At 50.9% G+C, this 23,658-nt stretch carries 22 protein-coding genes; 16 read left to right on the top strand and 6 right to left on the bottom strand.

All coding sequences use genetic code 11. The features are described from left to right. Positions 1-50: 50 nt before the first annotated feature. The 6 genes from AC0LWN_RS26940 to AC0LWN_RS26915 all read left to right on the top strand — a co-directional run bounded on the left by AC0LWN_RS26940 (position 51) and on the right by AC0LWN_RS26915 (position 6,407). Entirely contained in the window at positions 51-593 is a 543-nt protein-coding gene (locus tag AC0LWN_RS26940; protein ID WP_474670861.1) for a hypothetical protein, read from the top strand. Then, the gene (locus AC0LWN_RS26935) at positions 586-2,088 is read left to right on the top strand and encodes an AAA family ATPase (RefSeq protein WP_474670859.1); all 1,503 of its coding nucleotides are present in this window, start codon (positions 586-588) and stop codon (positions 2,086-2,088) included. The genes AC0LWN_RS26940 and AC0LWN_RS26935 overlap by 8 nt, the downstream gene beginning before the upstream one ends. Positions 2,089-2,220: 132 nt before the next feature. Then, on the top strand, positions 2,221-3,093 hold the full coding sequence (locus AC0LWN_RS26930; RefSeq protein ID WP_474670857.1) for a 3-hydroxyacyl-CoA dehydrogenase family protein: 873 nt from the start codon (positions 2,221-2,223) through the stop codon (positions 3,091-3,093). Beyond that, positions 3,090-4,298, top strand: a complete 1,209-nt coding sequence (locus AC0LWN_RS26925; RefSeq protein WP_458966660.1) for an acetate/propionate family kinase — start codon at positions 3,090-3,092, stop codon at positions 4,296-4,298. The genes AC0LWN_RS26930 and AC0LWN_RS26925 overlap by 4 nt, the downstream gene beginning before the upstream one ends. Positions 4,299-4,320: 22 nt before the next feature. Then, a complete protein-coding gene (gene asnS, locus AC0LWN_RS26920; protein ID WP_458966661.1) occupies positions 4,321-5,616 on the top strand; it encodes an asparagine--tRNA ligase in 1,296 nt (431 codons plus the stop codon). Positions 5,617-5,636: 20 nt separating this feature from the next. Further along, positions 5,637-6,407: a DnaD domain protein gene (locus AC0LWN_RS26915; protein WP_458966662.1), complete on the top strand. Its 771-nt coding sequence runs from the start codon at positions 5,637-5,639 to the stop codon at positions 6,405-6,407. A 128-nt stretch (positions 6,408-6,535) separates the two neighbouring features. Here the strand turns inward: AC0LWN_RS26915 and proC are convergent, their stop codons facing one another. Genes proC through proB form a run of 3 tightly spaced genes read right to left on the bottom strand, consistent with a single transcriptional unit; the run spans position 6,536 to position 9,813 of the window. Beyond that, positions 6,536-7,408, bottom strand: coding sequence for a pyrroline-5-carboxylate reductase (gene proC / locus AC0LWN_RS26910; protein WP_474670850.1), 873 nt, complete (start codon positions 7,406-7,408; stop codon positions 6,536-6,538). 27 nt (positions 7,409-7,435) lie between these two features. Then, entirely contained in the window at positions 7,436-8,683 is a 1,248-nt protein-coding gene (locus AC0LWN_RS26905) for a glutamate-5-semialdehyde dehydrogenase (protein ID WP_474670848.1), read from the bottom strand. Positions 8,684-8,709: 26 nt separating this feature from the next. After that, complete coding sequence (gene proB, locus AC0LWN_RS26900; protein WP_474670846.1) at positions 8,710-9,813, bottom strand: glutamate 5-kinase; 1,104 nt, start codon at positions 9,811-9,813, stop codon at positions 8,710-8,712. Between the two features lie 444 nt (positions 9,814-10,257). On the opposite strand from proB, the gene AC0LWN_RS26895 reads away from it, so the two are divergent. After that, the gene (locus AC0LWN_RS26895; RefSeq protein WP_474670844.1) at positions 10,258-10,464 is read left to right on the top strand and encodes a hypothetical protein; all 207 of its coding nucleotides are present in this window, start codon (positions 10,258-10,260) and stop codon (positions 10,462-10,464) included. A gap of 106 nt (positions 10,465-10,570) precedes the next feature. Here AC0LWN_RS26895 and AC0LWN_RS26890 read toward each other — a convergent pair whose 3' ends face one another. Beyond that, positions 10,571-11,482, bottom strand: a complete 912-nt coding sequence (locus tag AC0LWN_RS26890; RefSeq protein WP_458966667.1) for a LysR family transcriptional regulator — start codon at positions 11,480-11,482, stop codon at positions 10,571-10,573. A gap of 213 nt (positions 11,483-11,695) precedes the next feature. Here AC0LWN_RS26890 and AC0LWN_RS26885 point away from each other — a divergent pair, with 213 nt between their 5' ends. From AC0LWN_RS26885 to AC0LWN_RS26845, 9 genes are all read left to right on the top strand, one after another. Beyond that, on the top strand, positions 11,696-12,241 hold the full coding sequence (locus AC0LWN_RS26885) for a GNAT family N-acetyltransferase (protein WP_474670842.1): 546 nt from the start codon (positions 11,696-11,698) through the stop codon (positions 12,239-12,241). 167 nt (positions 12,242-12,408) lie between these two features. Next, positions 12,409-13,833, top strand: a complete 1,425-nt coding sequence (leuC, locus tag AC0LWN_RS26880) for a 3-isopropylmalate dehydratase large subunit (protein ID WP_474670841.1) — start codon at positions 12,409-12,411, stop codon at positions 13,831-13,833. Positions 13,834-13,862: 29 nt separating this feature from the next. Beyond that, positions 13,863-14,465 (top strand): 3-isopropylmalate dehydratase small subunit, encoded by a 603-nt coding sequence (gene leuD / locus AC0LWN_RS26875; RefSeq protein ID WP_474670839.1) that lies wholly within the window; start codon positions 13,863-13,865, stop codon positions 14,463-14,465. Between the two features lie 171 nt (positions 14,466-14,636). Next, positions 14,637-16,229: an N-acetylmuramoyl-L-alanine amidase family protein gene (locus AC0LWN_RS26870; RefSeq protein WP_474670837.1), complete on the top strand. Its 1,593-nt coding sequence runs from the start codon at positions 14,637-14,639 to the stop codon at positions 16,227-16,229. A 128-nt stretch (positions 16,230-16,357) separates the two neighbouring features. Then, positions 16,358-17,794, top strand: a complete 1,437-nt coding sequence (locus AC0LWN_RS26865) for an N-acetylmuramoyl-L-alanine amidase family protein (RefSeq protein WP_474670835.1) — start codon at positions 16,358-16,360, stop codon at positions 17,792-17,794. 53 nt (positions 17,795-17,847) lie between these two features. Next, positions 17,848-18,513, top strand: coding sequence for a GerMN domain-containing protein (locus AC0LWN_RS26860; protein WP_458966673.1), 666 nt, complete (start codon positions 17,848-17,850; stop codon positions 18,511-18,513). Positions 18,514-18,595: 82 nt separating this feature from the next. Beyond that, complete coding sequence (locus tag AC0LWN_RS26855; protein ID WP_474670833.1) at positions 18,596-21,343, top strand: S-layer homology domain-containing protein; 2,748 nt, start codon at positions 18,596-18,598, stop codon at positions 21,341-21,343. 329 nt (positions 21,344-21,672) lie between these two features. Then, positions 21,673-22,356: an endonuclease III gene (nth, locus tag AC0LWN_RS26850; protein WP_458966675.1), complete on the top strand. Its 684-nt coding sequence runs from the start codon at positions 21,673-21,675 to the stop codon at positions 22,354-22,356. A 32-nt stretch (positions 22,357-22,388) separates the two neighbouring features. Beyond that, positions 22,389-22,655 carry a hypothetical protein gene (locus tag AC0LWN_RS26845; RefSeq protein WP_019910050.1) on the top strand — a complete coding sequence of 89 codons (267 nt, stop codon included), beginning with the start codon at positions 22,389-22,391 and terminating at the stop codon, positions 22,653-22,655. 108 nt (positions 22,656-22,763) lie between these two features. Here the strand turns inward: AC0LWN_RS26845 and AC0LWN_RS26840 are convergent, their stop codons facing one another. Further along, a complete protein-coding gene (locus tag AC0LWN_RS26840; RefSeq protein ID WP_474670831.1) occupies positions 22,764-23,093 on the bottom strand; it encodes an ArsR/SmtB family transcription factor in 330 nt (109 codons plus the stop codon). Positions 23,094-23,095: 2 nt separating this feature from the next. Next, positions 23,096-23,515, bottom strand: a complete 420-nt coding sequence (locus tag AC0LWN_RS26835; RefSeq protein WP_474670829.1) for an SRPBCC family protein — start codon at positions 23,513-23,515, stop codon at positions 23,096-23,098. Positions 23,516-23,658: the final 143 nt, after the last annotated feature.

Genomic DNA, 23,658 nt, shown 5'->3' with positions numbered 1-23,658 from the left:
TCTCGGATTAGCTTTTGACACGCTACCCAACCTTGAGAGGAGGACGTTACTTGAAACTACGTCTAATGCCTGTACTGCTAACGTCTCTGCTGTCTGCTGCACTGCTGTTTGGCGGCTGGTATGCCTATCGTCAGTTCGCTGTTCAGGAGCCGCTGCAAAAAATTGTGTCATCCTATGAGGGAGTCAAGGATTCCCGTATTTCTATAAATCGCAACGAAGTTACTTTGAAGCTTGATCTCAAGCCGGGAACTAAATTGCGTGAGTTGGTGCAGTATGTATCAACTGAAGGCAAAGCGGCCATTAACGGCCGGACCCTGAAGCTTGATGTGGATCAGCACTCAAATGCCTTGCTGGATGAATATTGGGATAGTGCGATGTTCTCAGTCGCTGAAGCGATGGAGAGCCATAAATATACTTTGATACCTGCCAAGCTGGATGGACTTAAGGCCCAGTATTCCAAATACAGCGGTGTGACGGCAACAACCGAAATCGACGACAACAACGTTTATGTGAGCCTGAGCGACGGCAAAGAAAGCAAGTTTATTATTCTGCCACGCATTGCGGCAACGATGGGAGTGTGGAATAATGCCTAAGTTCTGGAAAGAGATCTTAGCCGGATTTGTTCCTGTACTGCTGATTTTTATGGCTTTTATCGGGATTAATATTTTTCCGGTCATTATCGCGGCGGGCATGGTCGGCGCTCTGCTGCTGATTGCCCATCTGCGCGGCGGAATGACGGTTAGCGCCGGAGGCGATAAGAAGCGGAAGAAGAATGGTCCCGCGAAGCTGACCTTTGAAGAAATCGGCGGACAGGACAATGCGAAGCAGGAGCTGCGTGAAGCGCTGGACTTCCTGATCCGGCATGAAGAAATCAGTAAATTCGGCATCCGCCCGCTAAAAGGAATTCTGCTCACAGGCCCTCCCGGGACCGGTAAGACCCTGATGGCCAAAGCAGCAGCCCATTATACCAACTCCGTATTTGTGGCCGCATCAGGCAGTGAATTCGTTGAGATGTACGTTGGTGTCGGTGCCGGACGTATCCGCGATTTGTTCAAGGATGCCCGGGCCCGCGCCCTCAAAGAAAATAAACAAAGCGCAATTATTTTCATAGATGAAATTGATGTAATCGGCGGCAAGCGTGAAGGCGGACAGCAGCGTGAATATGACCAGACGCTCAATCAGCTGCTGACCGAAATGGATGGGATTTACAACAATGAAACTCCGCGCATTCTGCTTGTAGCGGCGACGAACCGTAAGGAAATGCTGGATTCAGCGCTGCTGCGTCCGGGCCGGTTCGACCGCCATATCCAGGTCGATATGCCGGATAAGAAAGGCCGCAAATCTATTCTCGACCTGCATGCCCAGAACAAGCCGTTGCATGAAGAAGTGGATCTGGACAAAATCGCTGAAGAGGCTTACGGCTTCTCCGGTGCCCAGCTCGAAAGCGTCATGAACGAAGCCGCCATCTACATGATGCGCGAGAATCTGACGGAAGTGGAGCAGCGTCATCTGTCGATGGCCATCGACAAGGTGATGATGGGCGAGAAGACGGACCGTGAGACCAACCATGAAGAGAAAAAACGGGTTGCCATCCACGAGCTTGGGCATGCCATTATGGCCGAGCTGCTGCGTCCGGGCAGCGTCAGCCAGGTTACGCTAACGCCGCGCGGACAAGCGCTGGGTTATGTGCGGCATAATCCGCAGTCCGAGCAATATCTGTATACCAAGGACTATCTGGAGAATCAGATCATGATTTCCTTAGGCGGAGCTGTTGCTGAAGAAATGTTCTACGGCGGCAGAAGCACCGGATCACGCGGAGATTTCGACCAGGCGCTGGATATCGTTGAGACGATGATGAAATCAGGGCTGACCTCCCTGGGGATTGCCAATCTGCAAATGGTTACTACAGAGGAGCTAATGAAGGAAAATAGCAAAATTTTGGATGAATTGATGCTTCGTACCCATGAGCTACTCGGAAAGCAGCGGAATATATTTGACTACTCACTTGACATTTTGATGAAGGAGGAAGTTCTCTCCGGAGAGCAATTTCGTTGTCAATTTCGTGACAGCGTCCTTTTACCGGCATAATTATTTATGCCGGTTATTTTTTTTTACTTTTCAGACATGCTAAGATATTATTATATGTCGGGCTACTTATTTTTTACGACAGAAAAGGTACAATACAAAAGTATAGATACCTGAAAGGATGGAGACTTTTACATGAATTTTAAGAAAATCGGCGTCATCGGCGGTGGCACAATGGGTCAAGGTATTGCTGAAATGCTGGCAGCCAAAGGCCTGGATGTTATGCTGGTGGAGAAAACCACTGAAAGACTGGACTACTCTTATGAGATGATCGAGACAAGTCTCGACAAACAGCTTGAGAAATGGGCAATCACCCAAGCTGAAAAGAAACTGATCCTCAGCCGTATCCAAAAAGTGACACATTTCGCGGAACTGAGTTCCTGCGACATGGTCATTGAGACCATTACCGAGGATCTGGAAGCAAAGAAAACAGTATTCAATCAGCTCGATCAGGTGTGTCCGAGCCACATTATTCTGGCCAGCAACACGTCAACTCTAAGCTTGACTGAACTTGCCAGCTCTACAATGTACCCGGAACGCGTCATCGGCATGCATTTCATACATCCGGTAGCAAAGGTGAATCTCGTTGAGATCGTGCGCGGACTGAAAACCTCCGACAGCACTTTTGAAGAAACCAAAGCTTTTGTTGATGAAATTGTTGAGAAAAAAGGCGTATTGATTTACGAATCCCCGGGGTTTGTAACTTCACGCCTCATTTGCCTGTTCATTAACGAAGCTATGCATCTGCTGCAAGAAGGTGTCGCTTCCCCTGAGGATATCGACGACGCTATGCGTATCGGCTACCAGTTCCAGAATGGACCGCTTGAAATGGCTGACCGTTTCGGTCTGGATTCGGTGCTTGCCGCTCTGGAAAATATGTTCCGTGAATACGGCGAACTGAAATACCGTCCTTCTACGATCCTCAAGAAAATGGTGCGTGCAGGACAACTGGGCATGAAATCGGGCGAAGGCTTCTTCAAGTATGACAAGGACGGTGACCGTATATGAATATTCTAGTTATTAACTCAGGAAGTTCTTCTTTGAAATATCAGCTGTACAACATGACGGATGAGTCTGTGCTTGCGAAAGGTCTGGTTGAGCGCATCGGGATGGATTCCTCCATTCTGAACCATAAGCCTACCGGCAAGCAGGAAGTTACGGAAGTCAGTGAAATTCTGGAGCACAATACCGCGATCCGTAAAGTGCTTGCCTGTCTGACCGACAAGGAGCACGGCGTAATCTCTTCAATCGACGAGATCAATGCTGTAGGACACCGCGTGGTACACGGGGGCGAATTCTTTAAGGCTTCCGCACTGGTTGACGGTGATGCCAAGAGCAAAATTCGCCAGTTGTTCGACCTTGCCCCGCTCCATAATCCCGCTGCAGTGATGGGGATTACGGCAACTGAAGTGAATATGCCGGGCGTGCCGCAGGTCGTTGTTTTTGATACCGCCTTCCATCAAACGATGCCTGAGAAGTCTTATATGTATGCTATTCCAAGAGTGCTGTACAACAAATACAAGGTTCGCCGCTATGGCGCACACGGCACCTCGCATGATTTCGTCAGCAAAGCTGCTGCCGAATATCTGAACCGTCCGCTTGAAGATCTGAAGATCATCACCTGCCACATCGGTAACGGTGCCAGCGTAACTGCTGTTGACGGCGGATTGTCTGTTGACACCTCGATGGGGATGACACCGCTTGAAGGTCTGATGATGGGTACCCGCAGCGGTGACCTTGATCCGGCTATCGTTCCTTACGTAATGAACAAGGAAGAGCTGTCCGTTGGGGAAGTGAACTCGATGCTGAACAAGCATAGCGGCCTCTTGGCAATTTCTGGCGTCAGCAGCGATATGCGTGATATTATTGATGGTGCGGAGAAAGGCGAGCCTAACTCTACGCTTGCTTTTGATATGTATGAGTATCGTTTGCGGAAATATATCGGCTCTTATGCGGCAGCGATGAACGGCGTAGACGTAATCGTATTTACTGCCGGTGTAGGCGAGAACGCGGCTGTGCTGCGTGCCAAAGTGCTGAATAACCTTACGTTCCTCGGAATTGAACTGGACCCTGAAGCCAATAAGGTCCGCTCCGGTGATCCGCGCCGTATCTCTACGGTTGATTCCAAGGTTCAGGTGCTCGTGGTTCCGACAAACGAAGAGCTTGTCATTGCACGCGATACGTATCGTATTGTGCAAGGAATTAACGGCTAAATTAGAGGAGAGATCAGTTGGGATGGCTAACAAGAGTGTAATCAAGAACGTGAATGAGCATGTGGGAGAGAGCGTTGTGATCGGCTGTTGGGTCAACAACAAGCGCTCCAGCGGTAAAATTCAGTTCCTGCAGCTTCGCGATGGTACAGGATATATCCAGGGCGTTGTGGTGAAATCGGAGGTGCCGGAGCAGGTATGGGATGATGCCAAGAGCCTTACCCAGGAAAGCTCCCTGTACGTGACCGGTATCATCCGGGAGGAGCCACGCAGTCAATCCGGCTACGAGATGACTGTTACGGGTATAGAAGTACTGCACCTTACAGAGAATTATCCAATTACCCCGAAGGAGCATGGCGTTGATTTCCTGATGGATCACCGTCACCTCTGGCTTCGTTCCTCGAAGCAGCGGGCAGTGCTGGTTATTCGTGCAGAGATTATCCGCGCGATTCAGCAATTTTTCAATCAGAACGGCTTCACGAAGGTAGATCCGCCGATTTTGACGCCTACCTCGGCAGAAGGCACAACGAACCTGTTCCATACGAAGTATTTTGAAGAGGATGCCTATCTGACTCAGAGCGGACAGCTCTACATGGAAGCTGCCGCAATGGCGCTCGGCCGCGTCTATTCCTTCGGCCCTACCTTCCGTGCCGAGAAATCGAAGACCCGCCGCCACTTGATCGAATTCTGGATGATTGAGCCGGAAATGGCCTTCGTTGAACATGAAGAAAGCTTGCGCATTCAGGAGGAATTCATCAGCTTCGTAGTGCAGTCTGTAGTCACGAACTGCCGTGCCGAGCTGGAGGCGGTAGGCCGCGATGTCTCCAAGCTGGAGAATATCAAAGCTCCGTTCCCAAGAATCACCTATGATGATGCGATTAAATTCCTGAACGAAAAAGGCTATGAAATTGCCTGGGGCGATGATTTCGGAGCGCCGCATGAAACAGCGATTGCCGAAATGAGCGACAAACCGGTATTCATTACGCATTATCCGGCCTCCTTCAAGGCCTTCTACATGAAGCCGCATCCTGAACGTCCAGAGGTTGTGCTCTGTGCGGACATGATCGCTCCTGAAGGCTATGGAGAGATTATCGGCGGATCACAGCGTATCGACGATCCGGCTTTGCTTGAAGAACGGTTCAAAGAACATAATCTTTCGATGGATACCTATAAATGGTACATGGACCTGCGCACGTATGGTTCCGTGCCTCACTCCGGCTTCGGTCTTGGCCTTGAACGCACAGTAGCCTGGATTTGCGGTCTGGATCATGTGCGGGAAACCATTCCGTTCCCTCGTACGTTGTACCGCCTGTATCCTTAAGCAAGTAGAGGAGGGCGCGCATGGACGGCAAAGTATGGAGTACCTGGGGCGAAGGTGTGTCTTTTGGCCTCCAGAACGGTGTGGCCGTCATTCCTTACGCTCTTTTGAAATACTATCGGCAGCTAGACCTGACTGGCAGCGAAGCTATGCTGCTGATCCATCTGCTCTCCTTCCGCCAGGTGGAGGGAATTGATTTTCCTTCATTGGAGGAGCTGCAGACGGTAACGGGACGCAGCATAGCTGTTATCGCCGGAGAGCTGCAGAAGCTCATGAAGGAAGGCTTCATCAGTATTGATGAAGATAACGACGAGCTAAGAGATATCCACTACGAGCGCTATAACTTCTCGGGCCTTTATGGCAAGCTTGGCGCTTATTTGGCGGAAGCTGCCCAGGAATCCCCGGCGGGTAAGAATCGCGCTGCCGGTAATGTGCCGGGGCCCCGTACTTCCGCCCATCACTCAGGAGCATCCGCTTCAGATGGAGGGTATGGCAGACCGTCAGCTCTCGATGCAGACAAAGCTGCCGAGGAGAGCCGTAGCCTGTTCAGTATTTTTGAGAAGGAATTCGGCCGTCCGCTCTCGCCGATGGAATGCGAGACGATATCCGGCTGGGTGGATCAGGACCGGTATCCTGAGGAGCTGATTCTGCTCGCCCTGAAGGAGTCTGTATTCGCAGGCAAGATCCATTTCCGTTATATCGACCGGATTTTGCTGGAATGGGCGCGCAACCGGGTGAAAAATGCCCAGGACGTCAAAGCCTATACACAAAAATTCCGCAACGGCGGACGATAGTAGGATTCAAGCCAAAGCAAGCAGAAGCATGAGGCGGATGCCTTAACTAAAAAAGATCGCAGCCCTATTCCCATATGGGAAAGGCTGCGATCTTTTTGACTTTATAAGGATTTATTGCAGGCAATATATCAATGCTCCGAAAGCTCTTTCTCAAGCGCTGTGCCCATTTCGCGGGAGCGCTCGGCACAGCGGTTGACTGCGGCGATTACCGTTTCAAAGAAATCGCCTTTTTCCATAACCTCAATGGCTGCTTGTGTAGAGCCGCCCGGTGACGTTACTTTTTTGCGCAGGACCGCTGGCTCTTCTCCTGTCTGCTGCACCATACGGGCAGCGCCGAGGACAGTCTGGACCGTCAGCTCCGTGCTCTGTTCAGGCGGCAGTCCTCCCCGGATGCCTGCGGCTATCATCGCTTCCATCATGTAATAGATGTAGGCCGGACCGCTGCCGGAGATTCCGGTCAGAATTTCCATCCGGTCCTCGTCGATGACAGAGGTTAATCCGACGGCTTCGAACATATTGAGCGCGATCCGGCGGCTCTGCTCATCCACTTCTTTGGAGAAGGCGATGCCGGTCGCCCCAAGGCCGATAGAGCTTGAGGTATTGGGCATGGTCCGTACCACAGGCTGCGGTGTGCCAAGCAGTCCCTGCATGGTGCGGATCGTCATTCCGGCTATAACTGAGATCACCAGCTGGTCCGGTGAGAGCAGTGGTCCTAGTCCGCGCAGAGCCTCTGCGGCATCTTTGGGCTTCATGGCAAGCACGATGACCGGAGCTGTGCGCAGGTGTTCTGTTTTTTGTTCAGGATCATTGCAGCCCTGGACGCCATAGCGGCTGCGCAGCTCGGCCAGGCGTTCGCTGCTGCTGCGGTTAAGCATTACGATGTTGCCGGATTCAACCACATTCCGGGCAATCATCCCGCGCACAATCGCTTCAGCCATCGAGCCTGCTCCGTAAAAGACAACTTTATGATTGATTAATGGAATTGCTGGTTGCTGACACATGACTGAGATTCCCCCTAATAAATTGACTTACCCCCGAATTTGCCCGGAGCCGTGAATTTTATATTTGCTTGAAGTGAGCGCAGGCAGGCCCATAGGGCCGCGGGCATGGAGCTTCTGGGTGCTGATCCCGATCTCCGCCCCGAATCCGAACTCAAAGCCGTCGGTGAACCGTGTCGAGGCGTTATGGTAGACCGCAGCGGCATCTACTTCCTGCAGGAAACGGGCCGCATTTGCGGCATCCCCGGTTACGATGCATTCCGAATGCTTGGTGCTGAACTCGGCAATATGCCCCAGCGCTTCATCCAGCCCGCCGACAATTTTGACATTGAGAATATAATCGTTATATTCGGTGGCAAAATCCTCTTTGGTTGCAGGCAGTGCCCAAGGAATCTGGAGTACAGTTTCAGGACAGCCGCGTAATTCGACATTTACCTCGCGGAACGCCTCCGCCAGAGACAGCAGATGCTTCTCGGCATAGTCGCGATGCACAAGGAGAGTTTCCATCGAGTTGCATACAGAGGGGCGCTGGGCCTTTGCGTTAAGGCTGATGCGTTGTGCCATATCCGGCTCGGCGCTGGCGTCGAGATAAGTATGGCATATGCCTGCCCCCGTTTCAATTACCGGGACGGTGGCATTAAGCACAACGTTCTGGATCAGCGAGCTTCCGCCGCGCGGGATAATCACATCAAGCAGCCCGTTCAGCTTAAGCATCTGATCCACGGAGGAGCGGTTCGGGTCTTCGATCAGCTGCAGCGCATGCTTTGGAATTGCCGTTGCGTCGAGTGCGTTATGCAGCACTTCGACGATTTTGCGGTTGGATGACAGGGCGGAGGAACCGCCGCGCAGGACAACGGCGTTGCCTGTCTTCAGGCATAAGCCCGCAGCATCCACGGTTACATTGGGACGCGCTTCGTAAATAATGCCGATAACACCAAGAGGAACGCGGATCTTTTCAATAAAAAGCCCATTAGGACGCTCAATCGTCTCCAGGTTGTCACCAATAGGGTCGGGCAACTCGGAGATTTGCCTCAGCCCCTCCGCAATGCCTTGTATCCGGCCAACGTCCAGCGCTAGTCGGTCGAGCATGGATTCCGGTGTTCCGCCGAGCCGGCCACGTTCCAGGTCCTCGCTATTAGCGGCAATAATGGCCGGCGCTTCGCGGACCAGGGCATCTGCCATGACAAGCAGGGCTTCATTCTTCTGATCGGTGCTTAGACTTGCCAGCACACCTGTAGTTTCCTTAGCTAACGCTGCCTTGCTTACAACCTCACTCATGGTTAACCCTCCTAAAAGTTTTGTGATTACCGCAGTGTAATCCATTCATCACGGTGAATAACCTCCAGCCGGTGGACTTCCCCCAGCACAGGTACAATCTCACGGCTTGGCAGGCCTTGAATGCTGCGGAGCTGGGCATCATCATAATTAACAATCCCCCGGCCAAGCAGCTGGGCATCCGGCCCGAGCACTTCCACAACGTCCCCCGAATGGAAGCTTCCTTCGATCCGCTTAACTCCGACCGGCAGCAGACTGTGACCTCCATGAAGCAGCGCTTCTACAGCGCCATCATCGACATAGATGGAGCCGAGCGGGGTAGACATGAAGCCAAGCCATTGTTTCTTGACAGGCAAAGAGGATAATGAAGTGGCAAAATAAGTGCCTTTGCCATTTCCCGCCGCTGCCATCTGTAAATCTCCGGCTTCTGTGGCCCTGCCGATAAAAACAGGCACTCCCCCGCGTGTGGCGATTTTGGCGGCGTCGATTTTGGAACGCATGCCGCCAGTCCCTACACTGGAGCCGGCCCCTCCCGCGATGGCGTAAATCTCAGGAGTAATTTCCTCCACATGCTGGTAGCGGACGGCATCCGGATGCTTGCGGGGATCTCCGCTGTATACTCCGTCCATGTCGGTCAGAACGAGGAGATGTGATGCTTTCAGGAGGTTCGCCACCAGCGCCGACAGCGTATCATTATCGCCGAACTTCAGCTCATCGACCGACACGGTATCATTTTCGTTGAATATGGGCACGGCTCCTTGCCGAAGCAACTCCTCCACCGTCATCACGGCATTGTTCATCGCCCGTCTGCTGCAGAAATCGGTGCGGGTTAGCAGGATTTGCGCAGTAGGGATGCCATGCCCCGCAAAAGCCTCCTGATAAGCCTGCATCAGCATCACCTGGCCAACCGCAGCGGCGGCCTGCTTCTCATGCAGCAGCTTGGGGCGGGAGGAATAACCTATGCCGCGGAATCCGGCCGCCACCGCACCGGAGGTGACCAGCAGCACTTCGCAGCCGTCATGACGCAGCGCAGCAATCTCGGCAGCGAAAAAGGCAACGGCCTCGCGGTTTAATCCGCCTTCGGGACCTGTGAGCGAGCTGCTGCCGATTTTGACCACAATTCGTGTTGTCATTGTGTTTCACTTCCTTCTTAAGTTTAAAACTTCATCAAGCTGAAAACGACAAAAAGCCCCCATCCTTAGACTTAGCAAAGGACGAAAGCTAAATAACTTCCGCGGTACCACCTTCATTGATGAGGGATCATCCGACTTCATTCTCATAACGGGAGTTTCCGTCCTGCAGGCAGCAGGCCGCTCGGGGGTAGGATTCGGAATGGCCAACCGCGGTAAATTCTCTCAGCCTGCCGGAATTTACTCTCTGCTCGCGGATAGAGGCCTGTTCGTACTGGTCCCGTCTGCACGTTTCACTATTTGTCATTTAGAATACCATGCAGAAGTCGGGTTTGCAAAGGGAGGACGAACTAATATTTTTACCAGGAAAGCTGGGGTGAAAATAATGTTTATCCTTGTGAATGAACGGGCAAAATACCTGTAATCTGTACCAGGAGGTGGCTATTCTTGAAAACAGGCAAAAATGTCCATCAGCAGCATGATCAGCATCAGCATTCCAGAGAGGCGGACGAGCTTCAAAACAGCGTGATCCGGGAATTTGTTGAAGACAATACCATTGATTCAAGAAAAGAAGGCAAGGTCGACGAGAGTACAGCAAAAATGCCGGATGAGCAGAACCGTCTGATCACCTACCGCCATCAGCATAATAAATAGGCTAACCATTAGGCAACGCAGCAGCAAAAATGCCCTTTTGTTTCCAGTGACTGGAGCCGAAAGGGCATTAACTATATCCGAACCTTTCACTGCTGATAGTCTGCAGCTACTCTTTTGCCAGATCTGCTACCGTTGTTTTGAAGGTTTTCATAAAAGCTTCCGCAGCCTTGGATAAATAACGGCCGCGGCGGTAAGCCACAACCAGAGTCCGGCTGGGCACGGGCTCCGCGAGCGGAAGATAGACCGGAACAAATTCGCTACGCGGTGCGCGGGCGATGAAGTGGGGAACCAAAGTCACACCCATTCCGGCGGCAACAAGCGATTGGACGGTCTCCATATTGTTGCTTTCGAAGACGATACGCGGCTCGAATCCGGCTTCTCGGCATAGCTCGACTGTCATTTTGCGGAAGCCTTGGCCTTCTTTTAGAACAATAAACGGCTCATCCTTCAGCTCTTCCAAGGTGGTACGAATGCCCGCAGCACTCCGCGAAGCCAAGCGATGCTCTGGCGGGACGGCAAGGTCAATCCGCTCCTCGCCAAGTACTTCATAGGCAAGGGTGGGAATCTCCAGGGGCAGGGAGAGCAGACTGAGATCGGTCTGGCCGCTGGCGGTAAGCTTTTCCAGATTCATTGAGGAATCTTCCAGCAGGGTAATCTCGACCTCGGCATATTTCTGTTTGAATACAGGCAGCACATGCGGCAGCAGATGCGCCCCGGTGATCGGCATGCTTCCTACAACCACCCGTCCGCTGCGAAGCTGGGAGATATCGGACATTTCCTGGCGCAGCAGCTCCACGGCATCAATAATGATCTGTGCCTGCTCCACAAATTTTTCTCCGGCATGGGTCAGCTCCACCGAGCTGGTATTACGCTGGAACAGAAGCACACCAAGCTCCTTCTCCAGCTTTGAGAGCTGCTGGCTGAGCGAAGGCTGGGCGATGTGGAGCTTGTCCGCCGCGCGGGAAAAGTTCCGCTCAGCCGCAATCTGCAATGCATACTGTAATTGTCTAAGTTCCATAAGAGGCTCCTTAAATGATGTATTTATAAGTATAACCTATAAGTGGAGTTATTAACATAGGTGAAGCTGCTTGCGGAAGGGGGGCGTCCAGTTGGAGCCAGCCAGACGTGGCTTGCCATGTGAATGTACAAATATTTTTGCTGCTGCTAGACTGAAAGAGTATTAATCAACGGGCCGGCTCGCCGGATATCCTAAGGACAGGAAGGATCAAATGTGACTACATACCAGGGAACAAATGTATATCTCAGATTTTTTATGCCGGAGGACGCAGAGGCTTTGCTGGATTTGGAGCTTCGCAACCGCAGAGTTTTTGAACAATTTTCTGCTGTCGAACGGGATGATGCCTTTTATACACTGGAGAACCAGAGCGGACGGATTGCCGGATGGGGGATAGCCCGAGAGGAGAAGCGGAGTTATTCTTTCGGGATCTTTTTACATGAAAATGACCGGTTGATCGGCGATATTTCTCTTGTGCATATCATGCTGGATTCACAGCAGAAATGGATCTTGGGCTATTTGCTGGATCAGGGCCATCAGGGCAAGGGGTATATGAGCGAGGCGGTGCCTTTGGTGCTGGAGTATGCTTTTAAGGAAGCCGGACTGCAGCGGATAGAGGCCGGTGCGAAGCCGACAAATGCCGGTTCGATCAAGGTGCTGAAGAAAGCGGGCTTTCAGGAGCAGGGACTGGTGCACAATCTTGTGAAAATCAACGGAAAGTTTGAAGAACATAAGATGTTTTATATAAATGGCCCTGAGTAAGCAGCAACACCTTGGTTGTTGCACTTAGTATGCTTATAGGTCAAACCTATTGGTTTTATAGAAATCATATCTTGGAATTATAACCACCCCGATGTTATATTTAGAGCATTCAAGAGAGACTCCACTTTCTCTTCAAATGAACGATTCTACTTTTATGAGGTGAAAATATGGGCAACAAGACAATGTTTGAAAAGATTTGGGACAATCACGTAATCCATCAAGAGGAAGGCAAGCCAAGCATCATTTACATTGATCTGCATCTGGTGCATGAGGTAACTTCTCCGCAGGCTTTTGAAGGTCTCCGCCTCAGCGGCCGCAAGGTGCGCCGTCCGGGCCTCACTTTTGCAACAATGGACCATAACGTGCCTACCAAAGACCGTTACAATATCACAGACCCGATCTCCAAGCAGCAGATTGATACGCTGACACAGAACTGCCGTGATTTTGGTGTAAGACTGTTTGACCTGAATGATATCGACCAAGGCGTAGTACACGTTATGGGTCCGGAAATCGGCTTGACGCATCCCGGCAAAACGATTGTCTGCGGCGACAGCCACACTTCCACACACGGCGCTTTCGGAGCACTGGCTTTCGGTATCGGCACCAGTGAGGTTGAGCACGTGCTGGCTACCCAGTGTCTTCAGCAGTCCAAGGCTAAAACGATGGAAGTCCGTTTCACAGGCAAACGCAATCCAGGCGTAACCGCCAAGGATATGATTCTCGGCGTTATCGCCAAATACGGCACAGACTTCGCAACCGGTTATGTTATTGAATATACAGGCGAAGCGATCCGCGAGCTGTCGATGGAAGAACGTATGACCGTCTGCAATATGTCTATTGAAGGCGGAGCGAGAGCTGGATTGATTGCGCCGGATGAAACCACCTTCAACTATCTGCGCGGACGCCAATATGTGCCGCAAGGTGAAGCGTATGATGCTTACGTTGAGAGCTGGAAGGGGCTTGTCAGCGACGAAGGCGCCCAGTACGATACGGTTGTTGAATTTGACGTAGAAACCTTGATTCCGCAAGTGACCTGGGGAACCAGCCCGGGCATGGGCACGGATATTACATCAAATGTGCCGAATCCGGCTGACTTCACGACTGAGAATGAACGCAAGGCTGCTGAAAAAGCGCTCGAATATATGGATTTGAAGCCGGGTACGCCAATGTCCGAAATCGGCATTGATTATGTGTTCATCGGTTCCTGCACGAACGGACGCATTGAGGATTTGCGCGCCGCTGCCGAGGTTGCCAAAGGCCATAAGGTATCCGACAAGGTTACAGCAATCGTTGTTCCTGGTTCGGGACGCGTGAAGCTGCAGGCTGAGAAGGAAGGTCTGGACAAAGTATTTACAGAAGCGGGCTTTGAATGGCGTGAAGCGGGCTGCAGCATGTGCCTCGCTATGAACCCGGATGTCCTGCAGCCTGGACAACGCTGCGCATCGACTTCGAACCGTAACTTTGAAGGACGCCAGGGACGCGGCGGACGTACGCATCTGGTATCCCCTGCAATGGCGGCTGCGGCTGCGATCAAGGGACGTTTTACCGACGTCCGTGACTGGAACTACAAGACGGAAGCCGTCAACTCATAGAATTTGAGAGAGAGCAGGAGGATAAAATCATGGAAGAATTCAAAAAATTAACCGGAATCGTTGCCCCGGTGGACCGGGTAAATGTGGATACGGATGCCATCATCCCCAAACAGTTTTTGAAGCGGATTGAACGTACGGGATTCGGTCAATTCCTGTTCTTCGAATGGCGCTTTGATGAAGCAGGCAATGACAATGCAGCTTTTGAAATGAACAAACCACGCTACGAAGGGGCATCCGTGCTGATCTCGCGGGCCAACTTCGGCTGCGGCTCCTCGCGTGAGCACGCTCCTTGGGCGATTATGGATTACGGCTTTAGAGTGGTGATTGCACCTTCCTATGCCGATATCTTCTACAACAACTGCTTCAAAAACGGCATTCTGCCGATCAAGCTCTCGGAAGCCCAAGTGGATGATCTCTTCAACCGGACGGCTGAGCATGAAGGCTACAAGCTTTCTGTGGATCTTGAGAATAAACAGCTCAGCGATGAATACGGACTCAGCATCAGCTTTGAGCTGGATGAGCACCGCCGCCAGTTCCTGCTGCAGGGACTCGATGATATCGGACTGACGCTCCAGCATGCGGATGAAATCGCAGCCTACGAAGAGCGCCATGCCGCGAAGCTGTTCGCTTAATACGAAAACTTTACATGTTTTACACAAAACTTCTATTTCCGGGTGTCGGAAATAGAAGTTTTTTTGCTATAATCGATATATTCGTTGCCGGTGGAGGCAACTTTTGGGGATTTCCGTCGTCTTAATCTTATCAAAGTAAATTTCTATCATTTGCCAGAAGGAGAGGGAAGGATGAAAAGAGCCGGACAAAGGGTGCTTTTTCTACTGCTATTGCCACTGTTGCTGCTATCATTCGCCGGCCATGAAGCCGCTGCTGCAGGGGGCAGCACCGGAAGAATCATTATGGACAACAAGGAGCTTGAGCTCCCCAAGGGAATAACCCTGGAGAATGTAAATGGAAGCGTTATGATTCCTATCCGTGTGGTCGTGGAGAACCTGGGGTTTGACGTGAAGTGGGAGCAGAAGTCGCGTAAAGTAACCGTTCAGCAGGACGGTAAAAGTGTTCAACTGGCCGTAGGCAGTACAACTGCGGAAGCAGATGGAGTCACACTCGCGCTGAATGCGGCTCCCAAGCAGAGCGGCGGAACGGTGCTGGTGCCGATCCGGTTTGTAAGTGAGCAATTCGGGCTGAAGGTCGGCTGGGACAACACCGACAAGACCGTTTATTTGAGCGGCGGGCTTCCAAGCGGGACTGGCACTCCGGTGAATCCTCTGCCGTCGCCTACTTCGGTACCGTCAACAACTGCTACACCTGCACCTGCGCCTACACCGGTGCCAACCTCTGTACCGGCAGACAGCTCAGGAACAGACGGAGATATTGTGACCGGGATCGCGATGCCTACCCCAACGCCTATTCCTGGCAGCGCGGGGACGGTTGTAAGCTCTCCTCAGGTAATGGGGGCCGTATTCAGTGAGAACCGGCTGATTATCGCGACAGCGGGTGGCGTCAAGCCTACCGTTACGAAGATGACCCAACCGGATCGCATCGTCATTGATTTTCCGGGGGCAGCTTTTGCTTCTGATTTTGCCGGCAGCTTTCCGGGGGTTTCCACAAGCGGCAGCCCGCAAGGCAAGCTGGATGTCACCGGGTATCCGCAAATCTCTGAATTGCGCTATGCACTCTTCAATGTAAGTCCGCCCACCGTCAGGTTTGTAATACAGACCGTAGGCGTCCAGCCTTATCAGGTGAGCACCGATCCCACCACAGGGCTTGTAACTGTTGATCTGAATGTCGTGAATACCACACCTAATACGGGCGGCACTGGAGCGACCGGAAAGCCTATTGTGGTCCTTGACGCTGGGCATGGCGGTACACAGTCTGGAGCCGTCAGCTTAACAAAGAGACTGGAAAAAGACTTCAATCTTGCAGTAATCCGCAAAGTTGGAGCACTGCTCATGCAGGATGGACTGGTTGAAGTTGTATATACCCGCACTGAGGATAAAACTCTGGGCTTGCAGGCACGGGTGGATATCGCTGAAGCTGCAAAAGCCAATCTGTTTCTTTCAGTGCATGGAAATTCATTGCCGACTGAGTATCCGAACAGGGATAAAGTAAATGGCAGCGAGACCTATTATTCACGGACAGAGAGTCTGCCGCTGGCCCAGATCATGCACAAGCATCTGATAGCCGGGACAGGATTCAAGGATAACGGAGTCCGAAGCAAGAGCCTTCATGTCACCAGAGAAACGAGAATGCCTGCAGTGCTGCTTGAGGTAGGTTATCTTACAAATCCAGGAAATGAAGCTAGTATGTATGACGAGCAGTTTCAAGACAGCTTAGCCCGGGAGATCGCCGCCGGAATCAAGGAATACCTGGGATTATAGATTGCGAACTTGGTATATATTCGCAACTTTTATATGAGGGCGGCGTCTATACAATGTCGAAGGTTGTCAGCCTTGCTGTCATCATGAACGCCGCTATAGGCGGAATACTAGATTCTTAGAGGTGAAGGATGAAAAAATTTGTTTTTATGCTGTTGCTGCTGCTCTTTGTAGTTGTTTTGCCGGGACATGGACATGCCGCTGCCGGCACTAACAAGATTTTTCTTGATGACAAGGAGCTGACCGCAGGACAGGACGTACCCGTTGAAAATGTGAACAGCTCAGTCATGGTACCGCTAAGAATGATCGCTGAGAACCTTGGGTATAAGGTAGACTGGGATCAGAAAAGCAAGACAATCACGATTGAACAACAAGGGAAAACGATCAAGCTGTTTGTGGATCAGACTACGGCTTCCGTTGATGACAAGACCGTGACCCTTACGGCCGCCCCGCTCTTGCGGACGGATACAACCCTGGTGCCGATCCGGTTCATTGGTGAGCAGTTTGGTCTTACGGTCAAATGGGACAATACTGCAAAGGTTGTAAACCTTATTACCCCAGAAGTACCTGATGCTAACGCCGGTACAGGCGGAAATTCCGGTGGTGACGGAACAAACGGGACTGTGCCTCCGGCGGATACTACGGCTAATTTGACCATGGTCAATGGGATCAGCTTCAGTGAGAATAAGCTGACCATTGCAATGGACGGAAGTTCACAGCCGAAGGTGTCCAAGATGTCGGGGCCCGAGCGGATTGTGATAGATTTGCCTAATGCAAATTTCTCTGATTTATTCAGGACAGGACAGGAATTGGACTCCAGTCTGAACGGTAAACTTACCATAACGGATTATCCTGATATTTCCGGTGTGCGTTATTCACTGTTTAGTACTGCCCCTTATACAGTCCGTTTTGTTATTGATTTGAATCAAGCCAAAAATTATAGCGTCGACGTAACTGGAGATGTCTCCAAGCTTGTTGTCATTGATCTGAATGCGGTAAGTACGGATACTCCGGTAACTCCGCCTGTAAATAACGGACGGAAGCTTATAGTGCTTGATGCCGGGCATGGAGCCAAGGATTCCGGTGCCGTAGGAGCTACAGGCAAATATGAGAAAAATTTCAATTTGGCAGTTGTGCTGAAAGCAGCAGCGCTGCTCAAAAAAGAAAGCAATATTGATGTAGTGCTCACCCGCAGTGATGATACCTTCCTGGAGCTGAAAGACAGGGCGGGAATGGCGAACAATCTTAAGGCCGATCTGTTTATTTCTGTACATGCCAACAGCGGTTCCCCGGCAGCGACCGGAACAGAGACCTATTATCAGCGAGATGCCAGCAAGGCGCTTGCGAATGTGATGCATAAGTATCTTGTCCAGGCGACCGGACTTAGTGATCGGGGCGTACGTTATGGGAATTTCCATGTTATCCGTGAAACCACCATGCCGGCTGTTCTGCTTGAGGTAGGGTATCTTAGCAATAAAGGAGATGAGGCATTGCTGTTCTCCGAAGCTTTGCAGAATAAGGTTGCTGCTGGTATTGTCAGCGGAATTAAGGAATATCTCGGACTATAGCAGCGGCCATACGGCTATGTCTGCCAATATTCATCCAGAGGGGGTAAATGTTGATGAATAACAAATTAACATATGCTGGAATTTCAGCACTGCTTCTGCTTGTGATCGCCGGCTGCGGTGAGAAGCCTGCAGCGGCGCCGGCAAATGAAGGCGTGCAAGCTTCACCTGCAGTTGTGAATGGAGCTGGAGGCAATACCGGAAATAACAACACCGGAGGACAAGATGCACCCGCCACAGCTACAGCCACGGCAACGCCACAGCCGACAGCCGAGAGTACGGCTCCTGCTGCTACCAAGCATCCGGATGCGCCGGAGAAAAAGAGCGAGAGCATATCTGTATACTATACGGACCCGCAGCAAATGGAGCTGGTTCCGGCCAAAGCTACAATAAGCTTTGCAGATGATGTAGAGAAATACAGCGAAGCCTACAAAGCGCTGCAAAGCAGTGATAAAGCGGACCAGATTCCTTTATGGGGAAAAATCGAGCTTAAATCGCTTAAATTTGTTGACGGGCAGATTCAGATGGACATTCATAAGCCGGACGAAGCGCAGCTTGGTGCTGGCGGCGAAGCTTTTGCCATTAGCGCGTTGACCCAAACGTTCTTCCAATTCAAAGAAGTGAAGAGTATCGAGGTTCTGGTGGATGGACAACAAGTGGAGAGCTTGATGGGCCATGTTGATTTGCTGCATCCTATGACCAGAGATAATAGCGGCGTTTAAAAGATTATGCAGGAATTGAATGGCAGACTGACGAAATGATGTATGTAACATTCAAATGAATCATGGAGAGGGGAATAATCTATTGTCCGGGCAAAAAAGGTCAAAACGTTCTATTCAATCGTATTCTACTCAAGCGGTATCTGCCTTGCTGGCCGGCGCGATGGTGCTTGGCGGAGCGGGAGCCGCTTTTGCCGATAATGCTACAACAGCAGCACCAACCTCATCTAACGTATCCGCTCAAGCGGCGGCAACAGGAATTTTCACCGATGTGAAAGCAGGCTTTTGGGCTGAAAAGCATGTTTACAAGCTGGCCTCCCAAGGGATTGTTGTGGGAAATAACGGCTTATTCCGTCCGGGTGATTCCGTTACCCAGCAGGAGGCGGTGCTGATGGCACTGCGCTTCATGAAGCTGCAAGGCAATGTAAATACCAGCACTGATGTTGTGCTGCCAACGGACTTCCAGGTTACGAACTACTATAAGCCTTATGTCGTGCTGGCGTTCCAGCAGGGCTTGCTGGATAAGACGGTTGAGATGGCTGCTGACAATCTGAAGACCTCCTGGGGAGAACGGAAAGCCAGCCGCGAGTGGGTTGCTGAATTATTGATCCGGGCGCTTGGTAAAAGTGCAGAAGCTGCCTCTGCAGCCACAAAGCCTACCAGCTTCGCCGATGATGCCAAGGTGACTCCAAACAAACGGGGCTACATAAACACAGCGGTGAGCTTGGGGCTTGCCAACGGATTGGACGGAAACCGCTTTGATCCGCAGGGCGCTGTTACCCGTGCGCAACTGGCAACCTTCTTCAGCCGGGCCGAAGCTCACAATACGCTGGAGTATGACAACACTGTCAAAGGAAGCATAAGTGCACTCAAAGACGGCAAGCTGACCCTGTTCAGCAATGGGGCTACCTCTGTCTTTAACCTGACTTACGGCACTGCCTACTTCAACAGCACTTCCGATACAAGAATTAATCTTAGCGACATTAAGCCCTATACGAAAGTAACCGTCATCGGTGCTACTTATAATGCTGCTTACGTAGAGGTAACTGATCCTACACCACAGGTGCAGACGATTGAAGGGACCTTTGCTAAAAGCACTCCGGTAACGCTCTGGCTGGATTCTCCTGCCGGATATGATCAATACAGCTATGATGCGAACACCTCCTTTGTGGATGTGAACGGAGCTGTAATTACACCAAGCTCGATCGCTGCTGCAAGCAAGGTTACCCTGCTTCGTGAAACCTTCAGCGGAGCAAATAAGATCGTCAAGGTTCAGGTGACATCAGGATTTGTGAACAAGACGGCAACAGGCACCATTCAGAGTGTCGACACAGCTAATAAGAGCATCACATTCAAAGGTGCTAATGGGACTGCAGAAACCTTCAAATGGGAGGATGGCACTTCTCTGTTCAGCTCGCAAAACGCTGTGCTGCTGCCGGCCGATCTGAAGGTGGGTGCTTCGGTCAAATATACGATTAAGGATAATGTTATCCGGACGGTAGAAGTGACTTCAGGGGTAGAACGCACCGTGCAGGGGTCAATTACTGAACTGACCAGCTCCTCTGTTGTATACAAAAAGTCCGATGGTACTCGTGAAGTGAAGCTGCTGGGAACCACACCGGCAATCGTCATACCGAACGTTACTTCTCCTGTAATTGGCGACCTAATTGCCGATGCAGCGGCAGGAGACAACGTTCAAATCACGCTTAACAGCAGTGATCAGGTAACCAAGATTGAAGTGCTGAGCCGGCAGATTGACCAGTTTACCGGGGCTTCAGTGGTTGACTACAGTGCGAAGACACAGCTTTTGACGGTTATGGATACCAATAATAAAGCTCATTTGGTGCAACTGGATGCGAAGACAAAGCTAGCCTATGATGGGATAGCTACCACATCCTTGACCAATATGGGATATAATCTGACCGAAGGCCGCAAGGTGGATGTAGTGGCTGCCGGACAACGTGCAATTTCTGTAGAGACAAGCACCAAATATACAGGCGTGTTGACAGGAGTGAATACTACTACCAGAATCATGACCCTGAAGCTCGCTAACGGTCAGACCTTGAATCTGTCATATCCGCAGTCTGTTGACTTCTTCGGTCGGACTTCGCTTGCGGTTACGGATGTTCCTCTGAACAGCTCAGTGACTGCCGTTCTGGCCGGGAATCAGGATATTGTGTCGATTCTTCGTGTAAATTCCGATGTACAGCTTGAGATTACTTCAGTCAATGCGGCTGCCAATAAGCTGGGAGTTAAGTGGTCCGGAGGAACATCAGAGATTTATACCGTATCAGCAGCCTTGACCAACGAATCCGCACAGAACATCAAGATCAGCGATCTGAAGGTTGGGGATTTCATTAATGTCTCATTTAATGGCAGCACCCCGGTGACCATTCAGACTGTTAAGCTAACTACTGGCCAGGTGTCAGCAGTGGATGCCGCTGCAGGCACGTTGACCGTGAAGGATTATACTGGTGCTTCACAGAGCTTGAAGGTTAGCGGAGGCGTGAAAATTATCCGGGATGGCGTTACAACGACAACACTCGGCACACTCACTACAGCAGACCGCGTGGAAGTTCGCAAGGATGCTGACGGCACACTCATCATTCGCGTCTTCACACAGTCCAGCCGGGTCTTCTCGCGTTACGAGAGCGCAAGCGGAGAGCTTATTGCCAAACGGGTTACTCTGAATGATACTTACCGCTTCCTTCTTCCTTCAAATGTATATATTCATCAAGGAGACACGACATTATCCGTGCAATCTCTCAAAGAAAATGATAATATTATAATGTATTTCAATAATGACGTTGTTGTTGAAATTGTGAAACAATAAGAGCTTGGTGATTTTCCGTGTGAAGCACCGTCTTGATACAGGCGTTTTGCCTGCATCAAGACGTTTTTTTTGAAATGTAAGAAAGTATAAGTTTCACCCTATACTTTATCCTTACATTTCTCGCTGAAACGGATACCGTCCTTTTAAGGACGGCGAAGTCGTTTCCACTTGAAAGATATGAATTTATGTTTGTACACATAAATGTTTCTTATCTTTCTGCAGCAACGGTACCGTCCCGCTTAAGGACAGTGAAGCCGTTCCAACTTGAAATTTGGGAAGTTGTGCCCGCCAGGCTTGCCCGGGCGGCAACACTTCGTGGAGGGGACGCTATGAAAGCTGCAGAGGTCCGCCACATTCTGGATACCATTGGAGACCTGTTCCCTGATGCACATTGCGAGCTGAACCACAGCAATGCTTTTGAATTAACGATAGCAGTGCTGCTCTCAGCCCAATGTACGGATGCAACAGTGAACAAAGTAACCGAGGACCTGTTCCAAAAGTACAAGTCCCCGCTCGACTATGTTTCCGTACCGATTGAGGAACTGGAGGCGGATATCCGGCGAATCGGGTTATACCGCAACAAAGCCAAGCATATTCAAAGCCTTTGCGCGATCCTGATTGAGCAGTACGGCGGAGAAGTGCCGCAGAGCCATGAGCTGCTGGTTACTCTGCCGGGTGTCGGGCGCAAGACCGCTAATGTTGTAGTGTCCAATGCGTTTGGAGTGCCGGCTATTGCCGTGGATACACATGTGGAAAGAGTGGCTAAAAGGCTTGCGCTAGCGGGCTGGAAGGACTCTGTGCTGGAAGTGGAGAAGAAGCTGATGAAGGCGGTGCCGCGGGACGAATGGACACTGACCCATCACCGGCTGATCTTTTTCGGACGATATCATTGCAAAGCACAGAATCCTAAGTGTCAGGTTTGCCCGCTGCTGGATGTTTGCCGGGAGGGCAAAAAACGTATGAAACCGGCTGTAACGAGAAAAGCTAACAATCATACGGCAAAAACAAGCTAAGAGTTAGAGATGAAGAAGAGGATGGGATTGAGATGAAGTGCATTTCTGTATATACCGATAATTTTGAAGCTTTTTCCGATATTTTTGAACGGGTGGTAGAAAGCCCGCTTGAGGAAAATGAAGAGCAGGAAGTGGAAGGCATTACAATCAGCCATTCCGGCGATGTGCCTGAGCATTACCTGGAACGTATGTCCCAGAAACCGGAAGTTGTTGTGATGAAGGACAAATCCCGCGGTTTGACCATTCTGCAGCACGGCAAGGTATTCGAGATCCTGCTGCCAGTACTGGAAACAGCCTAAGTTGTCCGTTAAAGTAAAAAATAATTATATGTAAAGCAACAAAAAGAGTCGGCCCTTGGGCCGGCTCTTTTTGCTAAATCTGTCTGGGGAAAAGCATGCCGCCTCTTCTTAATCTGAGGGATCATTCTCAACAAAGTTTTTCAACAGAGACAGCTTGTCATCCCAATAAGCATCGAAGAAGGAAAGCCAGTCTCTCAGCTCAGCCAGCGGCTCAGGTTCCAGCCTGTACCGCGTCTCCCTCCCCACCCGCTGGCGGCTTACCAGACCCGCATCCGTCAAAATATGCAGATGTTTGTTAACAGCCGTGCGCGAAAGGGGAAAGTTCTCAGAGATCGCGACAATAGGCATATCTTTGCCGGCAAGCAGCTTCAGTACGCTCCGGCGGGTGGGATCGGCGATGGCATGAAATACATCATGCTGCGCTGCAGGAACTGACACGGTCAGGCCTCTGCGTAGGCAACGAGTTTTTCCTTGACGATGCTCTCCCAGCCGCCATTCATGATGCCGCGAATGATCGTATGAGATTGTCCAAATTCGGTGACCTTTGCTTCATCCCAGCCTGAATGAATAAGTGTAAATTCTGTCTGCTTGTTCTCCAGCTCTTTCAACTCAAACGCGAGATGCCAGTCTTTCCCCCAATCGAAGCCAAGCCGGTAAGGCGGCTCAATGTCGGTGACTTTGCAAGGAGAATCGCCGAATTGGCCGGACCGGAGAATAAACTCATGGCCCAGGGCAGGCTCAAATGTATTGTCCATCCACCAGGCTGCCAGTCCCTCCGAAGTGGCAACAGCCTTCCATACTTTTTCAATGGGTGCATTCAGAACTACAGTTTTACGAATTTCGGGCAATGTTTTCTCCATGTGTGTAGATTCCCTCCTGATTTGTATAGCAACTTTGTAGCTTCGTTTCGATAATAACACCTAAAGGTGTTACTTTGCAATCTTTCGTGAAGGATAATAGGGGATTTTGTAAATAGTTATCATTTGAATTGTGGCAATTCGGT

The sequence above is a fragment of the Paenibacillus sp. sgz302115 genome, assembly GCF_056120445.1.
This window is presented reverse-complemented; position numbering and strand designations above follow the sequence as displayed.